At 47.2% G+C, this 20,687-nt stretch carries 11 protein-coding genes and 1 pseudogene; 2 read left to right on the forward strand and 10 right to left on the reverse strand.

Features of this window, described 5'->3' with window-relative positions:
* Positions 1–31 precede the first annotated feature (31 nt).
* The gene (locus ACRJJO_RS09020) at positions 32–2,425 is read left to right on the forward strand and encodes a sensor histidine kinase (protein ID WP_431065461.1); all 2,394 of its coding nucleotides are present in this window, start codon (positions 32–34) and stop codon (positions 2,423–2,425) included.
* A complete protein-coding gene (locus tag ACRJJO_RS09025; protein ID WP_431065462.1) occupies positions 2,422–4,362 on the forward strand; it encodes a hypothetical protein in 1,941 nt (646 codons plus the stop codon). Before ACRJJO_RS09020 ends, ACRJJO_RS09025 begins: the two co-directional genes overlap by 4 nt.
* Before the next feature lie 245 nt (positions 4,363–4,607).
* On the opposite strand, the gene ACRJJO_RS09030 is transcribed toward ACRJJO_RS09025, so the two are convergent.
* From ACRJJO_RS09030 to glmS, 10 genes and pseudogenes are all read right to left on the reverse strand, one after another.
* A complete protein-coding gene (locus ACRJJO_RS09030; RefSeq protein ID WP_431065463.1) occupies positions 4,608–6,035 on the reverse strand; it encodes a hypothetical protein in 1,428 nt (475 codons plus the stop codon).
* Between the two features lie 26 nt (positions 6,036–6,061).
* Positions 6,062–11,419 carry an FtsK/SpoIIIE domain-containing protein gene (locus tag ACRJJO_RS09035; RefSeq protein ID WP_431065464.1) on the reverse strand — a complete coding sequence of 1,786 codons (5,358 nt, stop codon included), beginning with the start codon at positions 11,417–11,419 and terminating at the stop codon, positions 6,062–6,064.
* Positions 11,416–12,948, reverse strand: coding sequence for a hypothetical protein (locus ACRJJO_RS09040; RefSeq protein WP_431065465.1), 1,533 nt, complete (start codon positions 12,946–12,948; stop codon positions 11,416–11,418). The genes ACRJJO_RS09035 and ACRJJO_RS09040 overlap by 4 nt, the downstream gene beginning before the upstream one ends.
* Entirely contained in the window at positions 12,945–14,774 is a 1,830-nt protein-coding gene (locus ACRJJO_RS09045) for a hypothetical protein (protein ID WP_431065466.1), read from the reverse strand. Before ACRJJO_RS09045 ends, ACRJJO_RS09040 begins: the two co-directional genes overlap by 4 nt.
* A gap of 851 nt (positions 14,775–15,625) precedes the next feature.
* Positions 15,626–15,835, reverse strand: a complete 210-nt coding sequence (locus tag ACRJJO_RS09050) for a hypothetical protein (RefSeq protein WP_431065467.1) — start codon at positions 15,833–15,835, stop codon at positions 15,626–15,628.
* A 34-nt stretch (positions 15,836–15,869) separates the two neighbouring features.
* A pseudogene (gene tnpC, locus ACRJJO_RS09055) lies at positions 15,870–17,510 on the reverse strand (IS66 family transposase).
* An 86-nt stretch (positions 17,511–17,596) separates the two neighbouring features.
* The gene (tnpB, locus tag ACRJJO_RS09060; RefSeq protein ID WP_014150087.1) at positions 17,597–17,947 is read right to left on the reverse strand and encodes an IS66 family insertion sequence element accessory protein TnpB; all 351 of its coding nucleotides are present in this window, start codon (positions 17,945–17,947) and stop codon (positions 17,597–17,599) included.
* Positions 17,935–18,228, reverse strand: coding sequence for an IS66 family insertion sequence element accessory protein TnpA (gene tnpA, locus ACRJJO_RS09065; RefSeq protein ID WP_431065468.1), 294 nt, complete (start codon positions 18,226–18,228; stop codon positions 17,935–17,937). Before tnpA ends, tnpB begins: the two co-directional genes overlap by 13 nt.
* Positions 18,171–18,713, reverse strand: coding sequence for a hypothetical protein (locus ACRJJO_RS09070; protein ID WP_431065469.1), 543 nt, complete (start codon positions 18,711–18,713; stop codon positions 18,171–18,173). Before ACRJJO_RS09070 ends, tnpA begins: the two co-directional genes overlap by 58 nt.
* A gap of 143 nt (positions 18,714–18,856) precedes the next feature.
* Complete coding sequence (glmS, locus tag ACRJJO_RS09075) at positions 18,857–20,686, reverse strand: glutamine--fructose-6-phosphate transaminase (isomerizing) (protein ID WP_431065470.1); 1,830 nt, start codon at positions 20,684–20,686, stop codon at positions 18,857–18,859.
* Position 20,687 lies beyond the last annotated feature (1 nt).

The raw sequence follows: 20,687 nt of genomic DNA on the forward strand, positions 1-20,687 counted from the left end.
AATGTAAAGGACTTCAACTTAAAGTTCATGTATGTTTAAGGTAACTGCTCGAACCATTTTAGAACTGGGATCGGAACTCATCAGTTCTGACGCTATTGCGTTCTATGAGCTGATCAAAAACGGAATCGATGCGGGTTCCCAAAACGGTGTCACAATTAATTTCGATGTCGTTATGGGCCGACGGGATTGTCAGGAGTCCAAGTCCCAAATCCTCCGAGCTATCGAAGGTGGAGATGATGATTCTCCGGATTTGTATGACCTTAAGAAGGAACTTTCGGGCAAGCTCAATACGGAAGCCAAAGAGCTCTGGGACGATGCCAGCAATTTTATCGAGGAAGCCGGTACCTATGAAGCCTTACTGGCTGCGCTTGAGGAGATCGACGATCTGAATTCAATCACAATCTCAGATACTGGGTCAGGCATGTCGTTGGAGGAACTCGACACCGTCTTCCTTGTGATCGGGACTTCGTCCAGGAAGAGCGAGATCGATGCCGCCATTGCAGGTGGGAAGTCGCGCGCCCCTTTTCTCGGGGAGAAAGGGATCGGGCGCTTGTCAGCAATGCGGCTTGGCGATCGTCTCTCCGTGCGAACAACACGAACAAACGACAATTATTACAATCTCATTGATATTGATTGGTCCGAGTTCGACGATGCTTCTAAGATGATCGAAGACATCGATGTCAAACCCAGAAAAGGTAGGAAGAAGGACAAACTGGACTTCAGCGGAACTGATATCAAGATTGAGAAGCTGAACGCCGATTGGAGCGAGAAGCGTGTCGAACGATTAGCGATTGACGACTTCTCGCTGCTTGTAAACCCTTTGGGAAAAGTTTCCGGCCAGCGCATTGCGGTGTTCTGGAATGGCAAGCGGATCAATATCCGGCGGCTTGAGAAGAGCTTCCTATCGCATGCCAATGCACTAGTAAAGGGCAAGTACCGCTTAACCGATGCCGGCCCGGAATTGGAGCTTAGGATCGAACTCAACAATATCGGCTTTGAACACTCTCAGGAAGTGAGCATCGAGATTGCCACTGCCGATGTTCTGCACGGTGCGCTCGTTGGTCCGAAGGCAAAAAGCCGAAGGATGAACAAGAGGGATATTGACTATTCCGCACTGAATCGCGTCGGCCCCTTCGATTTTGAGCTTTACTGGTTTAACCGGTCAATCCTACGCAAGGGCAAATCGACCGGAGATTATCAGGCATTGCGCAACTTGCTCGACCAATGGATGGGTGTTCGCTTGTACCGTGACAGCTTCCGGGTCTATCCCTACGGGTCCGAAAACGACGATTGGCTTGAATTGGACAAGACTGCTCTGGCGTCGAAAGGTTATGCACTCAACAGAATCCAGCTTGTCGGGCAAGTCGAAATCAGTCGCCTGCAAAATCCTCAGCTCATTGATCAAACGAACCGCGAAGGCTTGAGGCAAACACCAGAAGAAGCGATCCTCAAGGAGACGATTCAGTTCGCCGTAGAACGCCTTAGAGACGAAATGAACCGCATCACCAAGGAACAAAAAGACGCTAAAAAACCCTTCATCGCAGACGAAACCAAAACGGCCGATCTCGAAAAACGGATGAAAACTGCAATTCAGTCAATTCGAAAATTCGTTCCATCAGAACATAGAGATGTCGTTCAAGAGCTCGAGCTAATGCGTGAGGAGTTCGCTCGATACGCAACCCAAGCCCGCGAACGTATTGCTGACATGGAAAAGGATGCGGATCAAATGCTCGCCATGGCGGGAATAGGCCTAATGGTCGAAGTTGTCGCGCATGAACTCACCCGGTCGGCAGAAGACGCGCTCGACGTTTTGAATAGCCTGAAACGTAAAACCGTTCCAGACGAAATTCGTCGTCGACTTGAAAGTCTCAGAGCATCAATGACTAGCATTACCAAACGGTTACGGATTCTCGATCCTCTTAGCGTGACAGGAAGACAGCGCAAAGAACGCTTCAATCTCGATGAGCTCTTGAATGATATCCTAGAAGCCCATGAGGCCCAGTTCGAACGTCATCAGGTCGCACTGAATGTTCTGCTTCCTGACAGACCTGTGCAGGTATCCGCAGTCAAGGGAATGGTCGTTCAGGTGTTGGAAAACCTGATCTCCAACTCGGTTTACTGGATGGATGTTGAAAAACAGCGGAAAATGTCATCCATGCTGGAGATAACAATTTCGCTCGAGGATAACCCACCACGAATACGGTTCTCTGACAATGGTCCTGGGATTTCAGAACAATATAAGGACCGTGTCTTCGATCTCTTTTTCTCACTCAAAGATAAGAGCCGGCGTCGTGGCCTAGGCCTCTACATAGCTCGGGAGGCAGCAGAACATAACGGTGGCGCACTGATGTTGGACCCGGGCACACTCAATGACGAAGGGCGCTTCTCCACGTTCGACTATCGTGTGGTGGAGGGAGAGAATTGAGCGATAAAAAACTGGTGCATGACGCCGGGATTCGTTCCGCGATCATCGTCGACGACGGATACGATGAGATTCCCCTAGTGGCGGAGCTTCTCGACGAAGAGGGCTGGGAAAGCTTTTTTGATGATGCACAAGGCGAAGCAGCAAAGCGAATTGAGGCAATATTTCCCGGCTATGATCCTGACGAACGAGAGCACCTGAAGTCCAACCAAGACTTTATCAACGCCCTATGGCAACAGCGGGAAACCATTAAAGACTTACTCGGAGAGCTGTTTGACACTTACGAGCAGAAAATACAGGAGATCAGACCTTTCTTGGAAGACGTAGAATCCGCTCTTAACGCACTCGATATTCCTTTTGAGACGTGTGGACGAAATTTCGTTGATGCAGCTATCGAAGCTGACTTGATCGTTATCGACCTTTTCCTCGGGATTCAACAAGGGGAGCAGGATCGCAAATTGACTGTTGAGCGACTCAAAGAGGTGATTGAAGTTAGGGGGCAACGCCCACTTCCATCTATTGTACTCATGTCGCAAGTTTCGGGAATTGGCAGACTAGCGAAAGAATTCCGCGAAGACGTGAAGCTCCATGCCTCGGCTTTCCGACACATTAGAAAGAGCGATTTGCCGAAATCGGGCCGTCTGGAAGGGCTGATTCTCACTCTCGCGTCGCATCGATCAGACAGCCAAGCACTTGCTAATTTTGTTGATACTTGGGAAGCGAATGCAATTACAGCTGCTAGCGCAGCAGCCAGTACTTTGCGGAAAATTGATATCGATGATTTGCAACATATTCGAAACATGTTGCTTCGCTTTGAGGGGATTAACACGTCGAGCTACATACTCGATGTCTTTGATCGCGTGCTCCAATATGAGATCGAGGCTCATAGCGCGGTGTTAGATGCAGCTATCCTGCTTGATGAAGTAGCGGATGATCCCGCGCCGCTGATGATTTCAAACGACCGCGACACTTATACCGTTCTGGAGCAAACCCTTTTCGTTAATCCAAAACGCCGTAACCATGCTACCGGGGCTGAGTGGCCGATTGCCTTTGGCGACATTTTAGGGCCAAAGCCGGGAGCTCTGATTAAGCCTCGCGGCTTCTTTTCTGGTCGCGACGACCTGGTTTTTTTTGTTGCTTCGCCGGAATGCGATCTGATTCGGAGGGATGGGCTGACAACAGCCTTGCTAGTGGCTGGATCGCTCAAGGAGATCGATATGACCAAGCCGGATCTCGCAGTGACGACCAAGACGACTCCGATATTAGTTTTTGATGGAGGCAAACGTTTTCAAGTCAATTGGGATTTTGGCGATCTGCGCACGATTAACTTGGATAAAGCAAAGCGGTTGCTCCACCCAGATCGCGGTAACATGTCGGTCATTGCAAGGCTTCGAGAAGGATCCGCGCTCAGTCTGCGGCAGCAGCTTCTCAGTAATGTCGGCCGGGTTGGCGAACTCGCCCCCCTTCCCAGATCATTACGGTTCAAAGCAAACCTCCATCTACCACTACAACAAGGCGGCACTCAACTTATCATAATGCCTGATGGTGTGGAGATCACCGGAAATGTGCTGATTCCCCGTCCCGGCAAATACGCAGCCGCAATCATCGATTCCAATTGCGAAGACGATCTAACAGCGGTGTTGCTTGGTCTTGATCTGGAGAATGTAGCCAATAAGAGCAAAAAGCGCTTTGAAACGCTCAAAGAACAGACCCGTATCCGACAGATATTCAGATCAGGCTTTCAGATTGAACTACCTTTGGACAGACCTCGCACCGCAGGTTTACTCAAGCTCGGGGAAGAGCAAGCGGAGAAGGACTCAGCCAAGCCAAAGATCGACCAGCTCGCCATGATTGTCGGGAAGACAAGCAAAGACGAACTCACCAATATCGAAAAAAGTGCTGGTCTTATATTAGAGATTCATTTAGAACCCGATATGTAAATTTTTCCAGATAACTGAGGTTTTGATTTAATTTTGCGAACTGCTCAAAGCGGTGGTTGAACGTACACTTTTCGCTCCCTATTAGTAAGGGCTATTTGAACAATGAAGGAGAGGATCTCCAGTTTGAGTGACGTTAATCGACTGCGGTGGAACGCAGCAGTTACATTGGAATAAGACTCGCCTCGGGCTCGCACCTTGATTAGTTATTGGCAACAAGTTATTTGTAAATGTCAGCCTACGGTTATTTATTCGTACCCAATAATACTTTTATATCTACTCATAATGTCTGGGTTTAGCCTAAGCCTCTCTTCGATATCGAAAGAGTTCCACCAATCGATCCAATGTAGATCCTCTCGAGTCCTGATTTTTTCGAAGTACTCTGTAAGGTCTCTTGTGACCTGAGAGCTAACCACGAGTAGATAAGCATCTGGCTTATAATCATATATTGTATCTGCAACATCTACGTCTGACTTCCCAATGCTTTTTTTCTTCGAACCTTCGAGATTAGTTTTGCACTGAACAATCAATTGACCAATTTCAATCGAAGGCTGCTCCTTACCAACACGAAGTTCTTTATAAGTGGCATTGTATTCACAAATTATATCGCGCCCGTTATCGCCTTGATTTGTTGGCGCAACTTTCTTCGCTGAAAGAATATACGGCTCCTGCACTAAGAGCTCTAAAACCAAATCCTCAAATAATGCACTGTCTGATTTGGTTTTTATAGTCCACTTCATTCTTTTATCTGCAAAAAGAATTTTGTTTTCTTGAGCATTACGTGCTTTTACTTTTTCCTTTTGGTCTAGGAACGCTGATATTCCACCGTCGTTGGTTATTGCCACCACATTCAGCATTCCTAGAATAAAAGAAATATTTTCATTTGGGATTACCAAAAGCTCTGAAGCACCTTCCAACTTATTAATTATTTTAGCTGCTAAATTGTATCTCTTATTGTCCACACAATTTCTGATTTTGTCTGTTAGATACAGTAGGCCTGATACACCTTCTAAAAATATGTGTTTGTCCTCATGCTTCTTATACAATTGCCTAATCATTTTAGGGAGAGTTTTGCTTTTAACGACTGAAACACCAGAAGAGAAACTTCTAAAATAGTACCAAGTAGGATTGACTCTTTCGTTATATGTGCATCCTATATTCTCTCCGAGAACCTCCTTAATTCTAGTGACCCAGCTGGTAATTTCGTTTCCTTCCCAATTATAGGTTTCTTCTTCTCCCTCTGTTACGTCAATAAAATCTATAAGGTTATTCTGAACTATTAACAACCCCATTAATATCTCGATTAGTTCATCGAGATCTTCTTTATATGAAGATCTAATTCTTTCAGATAAAGGCTGTGAAGGAAAAATGAAAGTCCCGTACAATTCATCTTCGATTCCACTCCATTCATTGTGTTGACCCAAAAACCTAAAAGAGAAATCTCCAACAGTTCTAAAAACTAAAGCAACGACCATAGGTATGATTTCGTGTAAATCTGTTCGTTCTCCAGGAGCAAAATGTGTTCTGAAATAGAAAATTGGGTAGTAAAATGAATCTTCCTTAATAAGACGAACAGTCCAACTTATACAGTCATGCCTAATAACAAATCCCAAGCCATCTTCTTCTTTGATATGATACCCGAAAGGTTCTAGCGCCTCTTTTAACTCTTTAAGCATGCTTTTTGAGGCTCCTTTACTTAACGCTAATTTGATTTCTTATCCAATCGACTGACTTGTATCAGTTGTGCTAATTCAGCAATCTCTTCTTCGGATGCAAATGGCACCTGAGCCAGAACAACTCTTCCTTCGCCCGATAGCTTTGCAGCCAGATGACCGCGACCGAGTAATCTCTCAGCTCCAGGTTCATCAAGAACCAGTATAGAGTTCTTTTTATCTGCAACCTTTAGCACTAGCCGGTTTGTTAAGTTGGCACGGAGCTGCATCGGCAAGGCGTCTTTGTCCGGTCGTTGTGTAATCAGTACGAGGTTGATTCCTGCCGCCCGTGCCTTCACGCCCAAACGGCTTGCATTCAAATCAACGGCGTCCCTGTATTCATTGATCATCATCCAGTCCGCCAACTCATCGTGGAACAACCAAATGCGTGGAAGTTGCTCGGATGGGGGTACTTTTCTGTTGTAGTTATCCAGCTTGGTAACACCTGCTTCCGCAAGCAGCCGGTTCCTTCGCTCCATTTCGGCCACTAGCTCTTCCAATGCATGGATGGCTTCGTCTTGTTCGGTAATGAGATCGCCATCGAGATGTGGCATATTTCGCAACCAGGGGAAATCAATTCCAGCCTTGGGATCAATCATGCGAATGCGTGCTTTTTCGGGAGAGTTTGTTGCGCATATATCAAGAAGTAGCGACTGTACCAGAACACCTTTACCGCTTCCTGTTTCCCCGGCAATCAGCGTGTGAGGTCCATGCTGCTGATGCCCCCCGAACTCATTGCCAACATTAAGGTATAGGATTTCCCCATCAGCCTCTTTCGCACCTAACAGTAAGCTGGTATTTGACTCAGGTGCAGTTGCAGGAAGCTTCCGCCTGCGCCAGAGATCCTGTAGCCGTAGTATCGCCCGATGTGGTCGTTTTACCATGATGATAATTTCCATCGGAGCAGCTAGTACATTGATAACATCAACTGCGTGGGAGGTCAGCAACTCCTGCCGCTTCTTTTCGACCTTGGGGACTGTAAGGTCATCTGAGCCTCTGAAGCGCACGAGGGCAGCATTTGGCGTGAGCCTAGAACCTATGAGTTCGGCAGTCATTTCATACCCGCGTAAAGCCCTCTGCAAAGCTTTAACCGTCTTATCAAGCCAGGCTTTGGTGCCTTCGTCGTCTTCCTCAGAAGCAACACCGTTGTTGACCCATTCGGCAAGCTGCCGCGACGGCCACATTTCTAATAATTCATCTGGAATAGTATGCCTAGTATCTTCTTCCGTGGTAGCCGGTTGAGGTGATGCGCTTTCTTCAGTTGGAGCGGAGATAGCGGTGTCCGGTTTATCTTGAGTTGCTGATACAGTTGCACCTTTACGTCCTACAGGTTCGGACGCGGGTGTTTGAGATTGGGTGGTTTCCTTAGAGTTAATCGTTGTTTGAGAAACCTCTAAAATTGTCCCTGTAGAAACAAGAGCGTCACTCCATGTACTATCATCGGCTTTCGGTTGCTCTTCAGAAGTTTTATTTTTCTCGGCAAATGATCGAAATAATCTGGCGACACAGGTTTTATCAAACACTTGCTGTGCACAGTGCGGCATACCTTTTAACGGCGTGGCTTCACCTGCATCGACATATTCATCATTGTCGTGAACGAAGACATGAGAAAAGCCAGCAAGTTGTATCGGTATTTCGTCCAACCTGACTGCATCTGACCATTTGTGTAAGTCCCAGCCGTTCATAAGCGCAGAATCAAACGGTTCCATGCCTTCGATCATGAAATCACCTATGCGGTTTAACCAAATTTCTCGATCTATACGTTTGTGATTTGGATCAATGGCTCGCCCTAGGCGCGCAACGGTTTCTTCGAGCTGTTTGGCTGATTTCTTTGCCTGTGTTCTGTACCCACGAGAACTGATAAATTTTGCTTCCGAAATAGCCACTTTCAGAACTGGTTTACCATCGATAATACGTGGAGCTATGGCCATAATATCGGCTATTTGCTCCTCACGTTGCCCAAACCAAGATGCAAAATCATCCAGGAAATACCACCCTATGGGCAAGCTAGAGCCTCCGAGTCCTTTACGAATTTTCTCCATGGAAAGCACTATACCAAGCAACTCATTCGCGTAATGACCATATCGGGCAGCGCGCATCACGACTTGACCGGACAGCGTATTGGCTTGATCGATCAGTTGGTCAATGAAAGATTCACCATACATAATGATTGCAGGATCGAGCCTTGCTAAGCGTTCTTTGAGAAGCACACGCAATAGTTTAGGCTTTGATGTAGTCGATACAACAATATTGCGATCTACTTGCCGGTCTCGTATATGGCGAATAACGCGAATGCCATTGTTGCTCAGGAGGCGTCGATCAACCAATTCGTCGAAGTTCACAACCCATTCACCAATCTTGTGTGTTTGGGTAAATACATTGCCAATTTCGCCATCACGGAAATTTACTTCACGAGCAGGTATAACATTGCCAGGCAGTGCGTTATCCCCTTCGAGGAATCCTTGTATGAGATTGAGGTAGCTTTGGCCGGAATGCGGCTGAACAGGGCTAGTCAGGTATACTGAGGTTGCTGTATCAGCCAAGCCTATCGGGCGGCGTCGAGACCAACGCGCCGGAACATGATTGAACAGATCAGGGTCTCTGTCGCCCGGAGCTCTTTTCCAAACAAGTTTTGCATTCCTGGCCACCACATCTTGAAGGGCCACAAGGTCGGCAGCGCGGTCAGTATCATCATTGGGAATTTTTGCGGCATCAAGAAAACCTACACGCAGTCTGGAAAGGAAATTCCTTGCTGCTTCACTAGCCATGACCGAACCGGATTCTTCGTTAACTGTAACATTTTGTTGTTCATAAATCCGTCTAATCCGCTTGGGCTCAGAATGCGTGAGCAAGAGATCGCATTGCAGTTCATTTTCTTGCTCAACTTTACTTGAGAGCTCTGATGCCAAAGCACTTGGCAATGCTTTAGATTCCGCATTATATAAAACCACCGAAAAATTACTACGCTCATGAGGCAGCAGCTTCAAATACTGTTCGCCTACATTGCCAAAGGCTTTGGCGGCAACACCGGGCTCAATATCAAGCGCATCATCTCCGTCCTGCCGGTTTCTGCGTAGCGGCGGCTCGGCGAGTGTATAGTCATATGATGTGTCAGCCGCAGATAGGAGTATCGGTTTATCGCGATCAAATCCTATACAGACTTCCGGGTAATAGATTGCAAGTAGCTCAAACTGGACCTGAGAAAATAGAAGGTCAGCCCGAAAAATGTCATCTTCTTCAGCATCGAGAACATCATTAACAAGCCGAGCAGCCTGATTTGCTTTAATGTTAATTTCAGCGAGACGCAATGGATGCCATGGAGTAACGATCGCAGCAGGGCTTCCGGCACCTACATTCGCCACACCAAATCGCAGAATTTCCTGCCAGAGTTTTTCCCGTGCGAGATCATTACTTGCATACTCTAGCAGAGATACTAGTAATTCGTCATAAGCTGTCGCTTGCCTAACAAAAGCTTCTGAGCCAATTCCCGATCCCTCGATCGCAACCCAATCACGAATAGCCTGAGAATAGGCAACTAGGAAGTTATCAAATCGCTCTTTTATGGTCTCTTGGCCTTGTATCCCCAATACACCAGAAAGCTCATTTAGGTTGGACAGAAATGCGACACTCCTATCACCACTATCCTTATTAGGTGCAACGAGCTTTCCATCATTTGTATTGGTGGCATCACGGATCGTATTAACATCATTTAACTCAATGCGCTGGATACTTCCTTTCGCACTAACTGATTGTCTTGTGATATCCGCTGTTGGTAATAAAGCATAACTTTCCTCATAGTTTGCCACGTTAAGCAAGTCGTCGGGCATTGCTGTCGCCATAGCATCGACGGACATTTCCCAGTGGAAAATGAGCTTAACCTTTGCACCTTCGGGGTCAAGGACGGCTTCGAACTTGATAGATCTGGCCTCTTTAGAGCCGGACGTCGTTCTAGCAAGATCGTCATCAACCTTTGGAAAGTAAAACTCCATCAACTTTCCAAAATCTAATTCGACCTTGTTCCCCAAAACTGTTTGTAGCCCTCGGTAACGGAAAGCGAAGTATCGTGCGACTTTTGGATTTTTTCCTCGCCAGAAACTTTTCTCTCGGGCATTGGGAATGCGAATTGTCAGTTTCTTTTCTTTTAGCTCATCATCACTAACACGGTTGCGCAAGCTACCCAATGTTTCTAGCAATCCAACCAAAAAATCTTGGTAGGTTTGCGGGTTGCGATAGATATACCGTTCCCATTTGCCAGACAACTTTTTGTCTCGGGCTAATTGTTCACGGTGAGTTTCAAAGAAGTCCTGTATGTCGTCCGATGGATCTTTTGGGAAATCACTTGAAAGCAGTTCGCGTTCTTCATCTTCCAGCAGATCATCAAATTCATCATCAAAGAACTTGATCGTTACTTGTCCCAAAGATAGCGACGCGGTTTTTGTTATTCCTTCAAATAGATCAGAAGTAGACCTCCAATCGAGGTCTACTAAGCTTTTTTGTTCATTGGACCAGTCATCAATCCGCAAATCAGCATTAAGGAACGTTTCTATCGCCTGCCGTTCCGACTCTTCTAAACGATCAGAAATTTCTTCAAAGTTAGCACGAAGCTGCTCTCGCGGAATTGGCTCGCCTTTCTCCGTTTCCCGAACAAGAAGGGGACGAACTTTATTATGTAGCCCTTTAAATATTTTGTTCCATTCGCCGATAGATTTGCGTTTCTTTTCAGGTATGCGGTCAAAGTAACCTGAATACCGTGGAAGCCTTAAGCTAGGAAGAGCATTATCAATTGCTTTTTGGAGAGGCAGCCCCTTATAAATAATACCTTCCGCAATAGAAAGAACGAAATCTGCGAATGTTTCAATGGTTCGCGCTGCATGTGATTGGTTTGCTGATTGGAGGGCAGTAAGTAAATGTTCACGCTTAGTAGCGTCCAGATACACTGATGTCAATCCGGCCTGATTAATCCAGGCGTCATAGCAAGTTCTCAGTGTGTCTGTTTCTATTTTTGTGATTTTTTCAACGCTCTTATCATTACGTTGAAGCTCTTCTTGCGTAGCCACAAAAAGCACTGCGCGTGTGCTATCCGGCAATCGGCAGTGACGCCAATGTGTGATGGATTGGTCGCTTATCACGTTCTCAGGAAGAGTATTTTCCGGATCGAATAAGCTAGATATCCTGACTAAAACAGTAGATGACGTATCTGAGCCGGCCGATACGGCTTGTGCAATAGAGCGCACAAGAGACGCTTCAAGCCCGAGCATGCAAAAACGCATTGAGCCGTCCGGCTCCTGATCTAAATGAACCTTTATGAAATCGAGCGCGACTGCCGCGATGAGTTCGTTTCTTGTCATGTATTGCTCCTGAACGGGTTCTCAACGTAGGCACAATCATCAGAAAGGCGGCGTAGCAGTCCTAATGTCCTCAAGCGTTGCTCCAAGCGCTGTGTATTTTGCATAAAAGCGTTTTGATCAGTTGGAAGAGTCCCGAAAGCTTGCTCCGCTTCGTTCGCACCTATAACCAACCGGAATCGGTCATATAGTTTGGCTAGAAAGCGGTGATATTCCTCACGGCCTTCATCGACGACACACATGACTAGCGCTTTGAGCAAAGAATCATCAGGAGAGTACCATGTTCCTGCGCCACGACGCGATACTGCTAATCCAATCTGTTTTGCCCATTCCATATGTACTTTGGCAACGTGTTGTTGGTGGCGCTTTTCAGCGTAGTATCTAAGGGCTTCGAAGATTGTGTCCGGATCACCAGATGGCAGGCCATCATCCGGCTGCCATTCATAACGTTCAGAAAGATACTCTCGCACTGCGTCTGCGGGAGCCCTTGCTTGCATTGCGTCATACCAGTGTTCGTCTTCTTTAGCAGATTCGATGTATGCACGAACCGCGCGTGTAGATAACATCCGATTCGCTCCGAAATTTTCCTTTGAGAGTTCAAATAGGGTTGTTCTTCGAGGCGAAGCTATTTCCAATACGAATTTTGGTTCACTGATATCACCAATTTCTTCATTAGCTCGTCTCAGCATGTACAGAAGCATGTGTAAAGACGATAGACGCGTCAACGGATCGAATAGCGCTTCGCCGGATAAATCCAAATTAAGTAACCGAGTCCATGTTTCGGCTAGGTCTCCATACTCAGGACGTTCTGCAAAAGGTAGATACCCAATCGAGCTTGATACAAGGTTAGAGTCAATCCTATATCCCTCAGGCAGCAACGCACGTACTACTCGATTCCAAGTTTCATCTTGGCGCAGCAATTTCTCAGAAATCATCTCTGCTAAGTCTTTCCCCTTACCGCTGCGATTAAGCATCAGATAGAGAAGTTCACCACTTCTTGCAAAGAAGCGTCTATCCGGGCTTCCATTTACATTCGCGGGTAAGTCTGCATAAAGACAGTTAGGGCCGTAAGGAAACAGAAAACGGGACGTCCACCTGCGTTGACGGTGAGGTTCAATTGCGGTGATTTGAAAAAGCTCTATCACTCGGGAAAAACGCGAAAACGACCCAAAACGGTCTTGGAGATATCTAAAGTCATCGTCGGAAGAAAAAATTTTCAACCACTCCAGCCATCTCTCGGGATCAGATAGATGGTTGTCCTCAACATATCGGATATGAGGATTATTAAAGACCAATTGCCGCAGAGGGATTAGACGAGGAATGTAGTATGTGAAAGTTTCGTGTAAACCATCACCTTGACTTTCATTAAGGGCCTTTCCTTCCGCATGCCTTGACTGAAAAATTGCAAGGAATTCCAAAAAAACAAGCCATGGTGTTTGATCATTGTAAAGGCGGTGTCCCCAGATAGCCTCGTCAACCCAAACATTAACATCGCTTCTGAATTTTGCTGGCGCTTCAAGACGTGTATTCATGAGGCCACCCTGATTCGTACATTGTCGGGATGAGCTCGACCATGCTCATCCACCGTAAGTGCTTGTATGCTGATTTCATCTCCAGATGTCTCTTCACCAAGCAGGTCATCAAGTCTTTTGATCACCCTTAATTTGAAATCCAGGAAATCCTCATTACATTGGATGGAGAAGCTTGCCGGCAAACTGCCAGTTGCGACACGAACAAGATACTCAAAATGTGTAAGCTGAAGAGTGAGGCTGTCAACGATTCCATCATCGTCTGCGGCAGGGTCAATAATTTGCATGCATGGCGTTGCGTCATCACTTTCTAATTCAAAGTTAAGATAAGGGTCTCTTCTACGTCTAGTCGTCGGCAAATCATAATTAAGAAGAGAGGCAATCCGACCGCGACCATCACCACCAGATGAAGCGAGATAAAGTTCCGTTCCGTCGTCAATCATCATGCCGCAGAATGTTCTGTTAAGTCCACGAACAAGCAACTCTGTTGTTCGTGATATGTCGCCGCCGTTTTTCAGACCTTCTACAAATTCTAGGAACTGACCTGAAGCCTGATATACTGTTAAACGCCAAGGATCAAGGTTACCGGCAGGTAGTGAAAAGAAAAGCCTTTGTCGTTGTCTCGATAAAGCCCGCATAAATTCATCGATATTTTCTCTAGCACCTTCAAGGTAATCACGTAAATATGGCTCATACGCAGGTGCGCCATAATAAGCATCTTTGGTCACCAAATCAGTATACAGTTTGGAATCACTGTATGATCCATAGATGAGTAAATTATCAAATTTATTGTCCGTTTCGCGCCCAATTCCAAAGGCTTCGAGGATATTGAAAACTTGATATTGCTGCCTCTGGCGTTCAGGTAGATTCATCCCGAACACATTCGCATAAGGATTCGTTAAGCGATAATCTTCTTTTTCCGCACGATTTTTTGCCGTGCGACAGGTCAATAAAATCTGTCGTCCATATCGATCGCCCAAAAGAATGTTGACACCTAACAGTAGAAGGTCTCGAATTGGAAGATGCATACGGTTGGCTCGTGCGAGCCTCATTAACTCACCGAGACGTTTACGAAATACCCCCCCTTCAGTTCCAATACGAAGCCGTTCGCGGTTAATCCGAATGGGACAAGTTGTTGATCCATTTTCATCGAGCAGATCACACCCCTCACATTGAGACCACTGTGGATGTTCAACGATTTGTTCGACAAGTTCCTGAAAATGCTCTGAGGCGTCCAAGCGACTGAGATTATAAAGATTCAGATTCAATGCTTCATCCGTAGTTCGCTCCTCAACAAGCATGTCCTCTATGATTTTAAAAATCTTATGTGCTTCTTCATCTTGGGTGTCTGACCAATCACGCCAGCTCGCAAGAAGTTGTCCATCATTGGCGGCCACAAGATAAACGTTGTTGATGTTTTTTTTGGCTATGGAATTCGCTAGATCGGCAAGTAAGTTGTTTTTCTCATTTTGTGTCAACTCACTTAGATCTTTTATAATTGTAAGCTTCTTACCTGAAACAGGAAGTGTTGTGGATAGAACCTTCTCTCCAGCTTGCCATTGTTCAGGGTCTCCTCCAAATTCTATCCAAATACGGCGGCAGTGATATGTCTTACCATCTCCAGCAGTACCAGTCAGTATTATTGTATGAGGAAAAGGAGATTTGAAATTTTCCAGGATTTCTTGAAGTTTAGACGGGGTAATATGAATCACAGGATCTACGCCATGACGGTCGATCTCGGTCTGGATCAGCTCGTCATACATGTTATCCCCTGCGGGGATGGGTCCGTAATGACGTAAAAAGGTTACTAGGTCATTTGTTTGACTCATTTGTTTGTACATCCTTGCTTTCCGGTTCTTTTATTGTAAAAAAATATCATGGCTCTATACAAACCCCAGGTTTATATTTTAAAAAGTTGTTTCCAGTCTGCTTTTCAAGACTGTTGACAGTAAGTATACTGTCCCCAAGGCTACAAAGATGTATCTAGGCCGTATCTTGAACGTCAGAGCGAAAGCGACCTGTGGTTTGTATAGAGCCAAGTAATTTATTTGAACAACTGATGTATCAACACTTTTCAGGAACATCAATCATGTTCGGTTGCACAAGATTGTCGATCTATTCGTGATTTAATACCATGATCACCACCTGCGGTAATACCGAGAGCTTTCTCTTCCTTAATTTATTCTAAATTAGTTGTTTCGCCCTTAGGTAACTCTCTAACATGTCTTAGGCTTCGCCTTAGATAAATTACTATACCAAAATGAAAGTCCGCCGGGCTAATTTTCACCAAGTAATGTTTTTTACCAGCCTTTGGTGAATTATGTGTATCTATTTCTTTGGGTGAAATTTAACTACATCCCATTCACTTTCTCTGCTGCTCTAGCTACCCATGACTCTATCGCATCCTGCTCATTTTTTATCTTGTTATCAGGGTGTCCTAAATATTCCCGAACTGAGGTGTTCTTCGCAATGTATTTTCGTTTCCAACTCATCGCAATCAAGCCTTCATCCTTATGAGAAGTCATTAGTTCATCAAGGATACCCTGAAATGTTGACGAGGTATCAGACGCTCGAAAAAACAAGGTCGAAAGGCTTTCGGGCTCTGTTGTACCGTCTTTTTTGATTTTACTTGTCAGTTCAATTTCTAATACCTGAATCGTCGTTGTTGTATCTCGCTGAATTATCGCGTGGCAATATCGGCGAGACCGGTCACCAACCAAATGCTGACTGCGACAGTGCTTTTGGGTACATCCCCCATTTGGTATTCAATTTTCCAACCATATTCATCTTCCAATTTTTGCAACATGGTTTGAAAGAACAAAATTTTCTCAGGCGCATCGATGAGCTCAGGAGGATCAAAGTTATCGACATCTGCACTGTAAGCGTCCAATCGAGCCACCTATTCGTGCTCGGCAGAACATGATTTAATCCCCGCGGTCGAACGGCAACAATTCGTCGATCCGGCTATTGGGCCAGGTGGGTAGTTTTTCCAGGGTTTCATTTAACCAAGCGGCCGTATCAAGTCCATTGAGTTTGGCGGTACCGAGCAGAGTTTGGATGACGGCGGCCCGTTGGCCGGCACGTTCGGATCCCGCGAACAGCCAGTTTTTTTTGCCCAGGGCAATGGGTCGGATGGCGTTTTCTACCGGATTGTTGTCGATCGGTAAATCGCCGGTTTCGGCGTAACGCGTCAGGGCTGGCCAGCGTTTTAACGCGTGATCGATGGCTTTGGCGGTCGCGGTATTCGGTGCGGTGCGCAACCGGGTTTGGTGCAGCCAGTCGTGTAAGTCCGTGAGTGCCGGCAGGCTTTTTTCGGCCCGAAGGGTTTGGCGTCCTAGGGACGTCAGTTCCCGCGCGTCGGCTTCTAGCGCATATAAGACCGCAATTCGGTTTAATGCCTCCTGCGCGATCGGGCTCTGATTGGCCTGATACAGATCGAAGAATTTTCGGCGCACATGCGCCCTGCACGCCAGTTCGACGCACGGCTCGAGTAGGCAAGACGATTCGGGATGCGCACGCGCCGTCGCAAACAGGGCTTTGTAGCCACTGTAGTCATCGACCAGCAGGTGACCGTGCCAGTCTTGTAGAAAGCGCTGCGCATGCCGGCCACTGCGACCGGCTTGGTAGTCGAAGAAGAGGATCTTGGGGCCGGGTTGCAAATCGTTGCTGCGATAAGCCCATAAATAGGCTTTCTTGGTTTTGCCGTTGCCGGGATCCAGTTGCGAAACGGGGGTTTCGTCGGCATGCAAGCTATCGCGTTGCAATAAGTGCCAGGTTAAACGATCGGCCAAGGGCTCCAGGGCGACGCCGAGGCGTCCGACCCAATCGGCCAGTGTCGAGCGGGACAAGATCACACCGCTGCGGGCGGCGATCTGTTCCAGTCGGTACAACGGCAAGTGGTCGAGGAATTTGCCGATCAGCACCCAGGTCAGCAAGCCGACTGCCGCCATACCGCCGTCGATCACGGCCGGAGGAATCGGCGCCGCCGTGACGGTTTCACAGGCTCGGCAGGCATATTGCGGGCGGATATGGCGATGGACAAAGAATTTGGCCGGCTCGACATCCAGTTGTTCGGTGACGTCTTCGCCGATCTTGACCAAGTCCTTGCCGCATTGACCTCAAGTGCAGGATTCGGGTTCGTGACGGTGCTCGATGCGGGGCAAATGATCCGGTAAGGGTTGGCGACAAACCACAGGGAGGTGGTGAATGCAGAAAATGCAGGAGCAATTTTCTGCCTGCGCGCGGACGTTTGGGGCGAGGCGCAGTATCACACGCCGGGTCGTCTTGAAGCTGCTCGACCTCGGCTTGGATAGCGGCCATATCGGTATCGCAGGCTTCCTCGAATACGTCGCGTTGCAGCGGTGCCAGTGCTTCGCTCCGGGTAGCGAAGCGGATACGCTTGTAGTAGGCCAATCGTAGGTCAGGGCGCCGATTTTGAGGTCTTTAGCCTCAATGGTTTTGGCGTCCTGAGCAGCTTGATCAAGAAGCGCCTGAAGCAACGCCGCGACATGATTTTTCGCGGCGGGCTCTAGGTTCAATTGATCAAGTTCAGCCAGTGGATTCATGGGGTTTATTATACCCTATTAAGCCCTCTGAAGCACTTGATTCAACTGGGTTTCTACGATTTTTTTACGTGTTTTTTTCAGGTCTTTTAGACTTGCCAATCGGCTGACGATGATGCCGATAAGCGCTGCCAATCGACCCCGGCAATCAACCATTGCCACTGCGCCTGACTCAGGGCAAATACGGTTTCGGAGGCCTTGGGCCAGGTAAACGAGCCTCGATGCAGACGCCGCTGACACAGCCAGACACCATTGCCGTCCCACAGCAACACTTTCAAACGATTGCCGGCGCGATTGCGGAAAATAAACGCTGCCCCGGCGCACGGCGCATAACCTAAGCGCTGTTGGACAATCGCCGACAAGCCATCAATGCCCCGCCTCATATCGACCGGCTCGACCGCCAGCCAGATTTGCGCCGGACTCTCAATCAAGCCAGACATTGCAGCAACTCCCCGAGCCAATGCGGCGATACACTGCCCGGTATTTCCAAAACGTGGCCGTGCGGCCAACGTAACGACAACGAACCCGAGGCCGTCGACTCCGGTTGCAGCCGGACCGGTATCAATGCAGGCGCATCGGAGTCCGCCGCTTGCCGAGCCAATCGGCACCAGCGGCCAAAGGTTTTGACGTTCAAACCCGCCTGACGGCAATACGCTGATTTCGTCAATCCGCTGGCTTGCCAGGCTTCGATGTGATGTTTTTGTTTGTCCGATAATGCCATGTGCTCTCCTCGTGAAAAAATAATGAGGATAACAACGGCGGGGAAAATTTTTTAGATGGTGGCGTTGGACGCTTACCAAGCAGTCCGTCAATTTCCATATCAATTAGAAAATCAGTTGTCATAACCTGAAGTATCCCTTTGTATGCGGGATGCTTAATACCTAGCCTTTTTGCAATATCAATTGTGGCCTCCGGATTAAGAGGGAACTGCTCCCGAATATCAGTGACGGAGGTATTCCAATCAAAAAGCAAGAAGACAGCAAGTTCGAGGTCTGAAAGTATATGGACGATACGATTGTGAGTCAAAGCTGGGCGACGATGAACCCTGCCTTTACTCGGAACATCCCAAACAGTTAAGAAAGGGTTGTAATCTTTGCCATAACCTTGACCACGCTTTTCCTTTTGCAACCGTTTCAGAATTGCAGGCTCAAGAATACCTTTGATATCTTTTGAGTGGGGACTTAATAAAGAAGTTTTAGAGTTCATTTGAAGCATCCAAGCTATGCCATATACGTTAAGCATAGCTTAAATAATCAAAAGTATGATAGTTTTTTGTTTAGTATGATACTTTTTTGTAAGTATGATATATTTTTGTCAATCTACAACCATTCTTGCTCATTCTCCGCTATTTATTCGACCGTTACCGACTTAGCCAGATTTCTCGGCTGATCGACATCGGTGCCTTTTAGAACCGCGACATGATAGGACAGCAATTGCAACGGAATGGTATAGATAATCGGCGATATTTCGTTTTCAACCGGCGGCATTTTAATAATTTGAACGTTGACATCGTTTTCGGCCGCCAATGTTTCGTCCATAAACACGATCAATTGACCGCCTCGGGCGCTGACTTCCTGTATGTTCGATTTGAGTTTTTCAAGCAGGCTATTGTTCGGCGCGACCGTGATGACCGGCATTTCGGCATCGATCAGTGCCAACGGTCCGTGTTTCAATTCGCCCGCAGGATAAGCCTCGGCGTGAATATAGGAAATCTCCTTAAGCTTCAATGCGCCTTCCATTGCAATCGGGTAATGTGTCCCACGACCCAAAAATAATGCATGCTGTTTTTCGGCGAACTGCTCGGACAATTGTTTGATCTTGTCGTCCAATTGCAGAACCGCTTCGATTTTTCCGGGCAAACTGAAAAGCTCCGAAGATATTTTGTTTTCCAACTCTTTCGTCAGTCCAAAACGCCTCCCTATCGCGATGACTAATAGCAACAAGGTCGCCAATTGCGTCGTGAAGGCTTTCGTCGACGCGACGCCGATTTCCGGGCCTGCACGAGTCATCATCACTAAGTCGGATTCTCTGACTAGCGAACTTTCCGGAACATTACAGATCGCGAGGGAATATTTTGCACCGAGCTTTTTGGCTTCTTGCAATGCGGCCAAAGTATCGGCGGTTTCGCCGGATTGCGAAATGGTCACGACCAAGGTACCGCGGGGGACGATCGGTTTACGGTAGCGATATTCGCTGGCTACTTCGATATTACAAGGCACCTTGGCTAATTTCTCGAACCAATAGCGGGCAACCAAACCGGCATGATAGCTAGTCCCGCAAGCGAGTATCTGTATCGATTCGATCTGATCGAATACCTCGCCGGCATTATGGCCGAACGCGCTTTCTTGAAGGCGATTATCGATAAAGCGTCCTTCGAGCGTCTCGGAAATCGCCCAAGGTTGGTCGTAGATTTCCTTGAGCATGTAATGGCGATAGAGGCCTTTTTCGACCGAATCGGCCTTGAGCTGGCTTTCTTTGATCGGCCGATCGACTAGGCTGCCATCCTTGTCGTAAATTACGACTTTATCGATCGTAATTTCGGCAACATCGCCGTCTTCGAGAAACATAAAGCGTTGAGTGACCGGCAGCAATGCGGCGACGTCGGAGGCGATAAAATATTCGCCGATGCCGACTCCAATCACGAGCGGGCTACCTTTTCTACAGGCGATCAAGGTATTCGGGTGATCCTTTGCAACGACGCCTAACGCATAAGCGCCTTCGAGCTTTTTGATCGATTCCTTAACCGCGCCGAGCAGATTATCAGTGTTTTCCAGTGCGCCATATATTTCGTTGACGATCACTTCGGTATCGGTTTCGGAGGTAAATTCATAACCGACTGCTTTCTGATTATTTCTTAAATGCTCATGATTTTCGATGATGCCGTTATGCACGACAGCAACCTTGTCGCGGCATACATGCGGATGAGCATTCGCGGTACTCGGTTTACCATGCGTCGCCCAACGCGTATGAGCGATACCGATATTACCTTGTATCGCATTCTGATCGATCAAGGCTTCTAAGCCTCTAACTTTGCCGACCTCGCGCTTGCGATACAACTGACCATCTTCGACAATGGCCAATCCGGCCGAATCGTAACCGCGATATTCAAGGCGCTTGAGTCCTTCGATCAATATCGGCACTACGTTACGTTGCGCAATTGCGCCGACGATTCCGCACATA

This window comes from Methylotuvimicrobium sp. (assembly GCF_050611805.1).
In the GTDB taxonomy this organism is placed as follows: Bacteria; Pseudomonadota; Gammaproteobacteria; order Methylococcales; family Methylomonadaceae; genus Methylotuvimicrobium.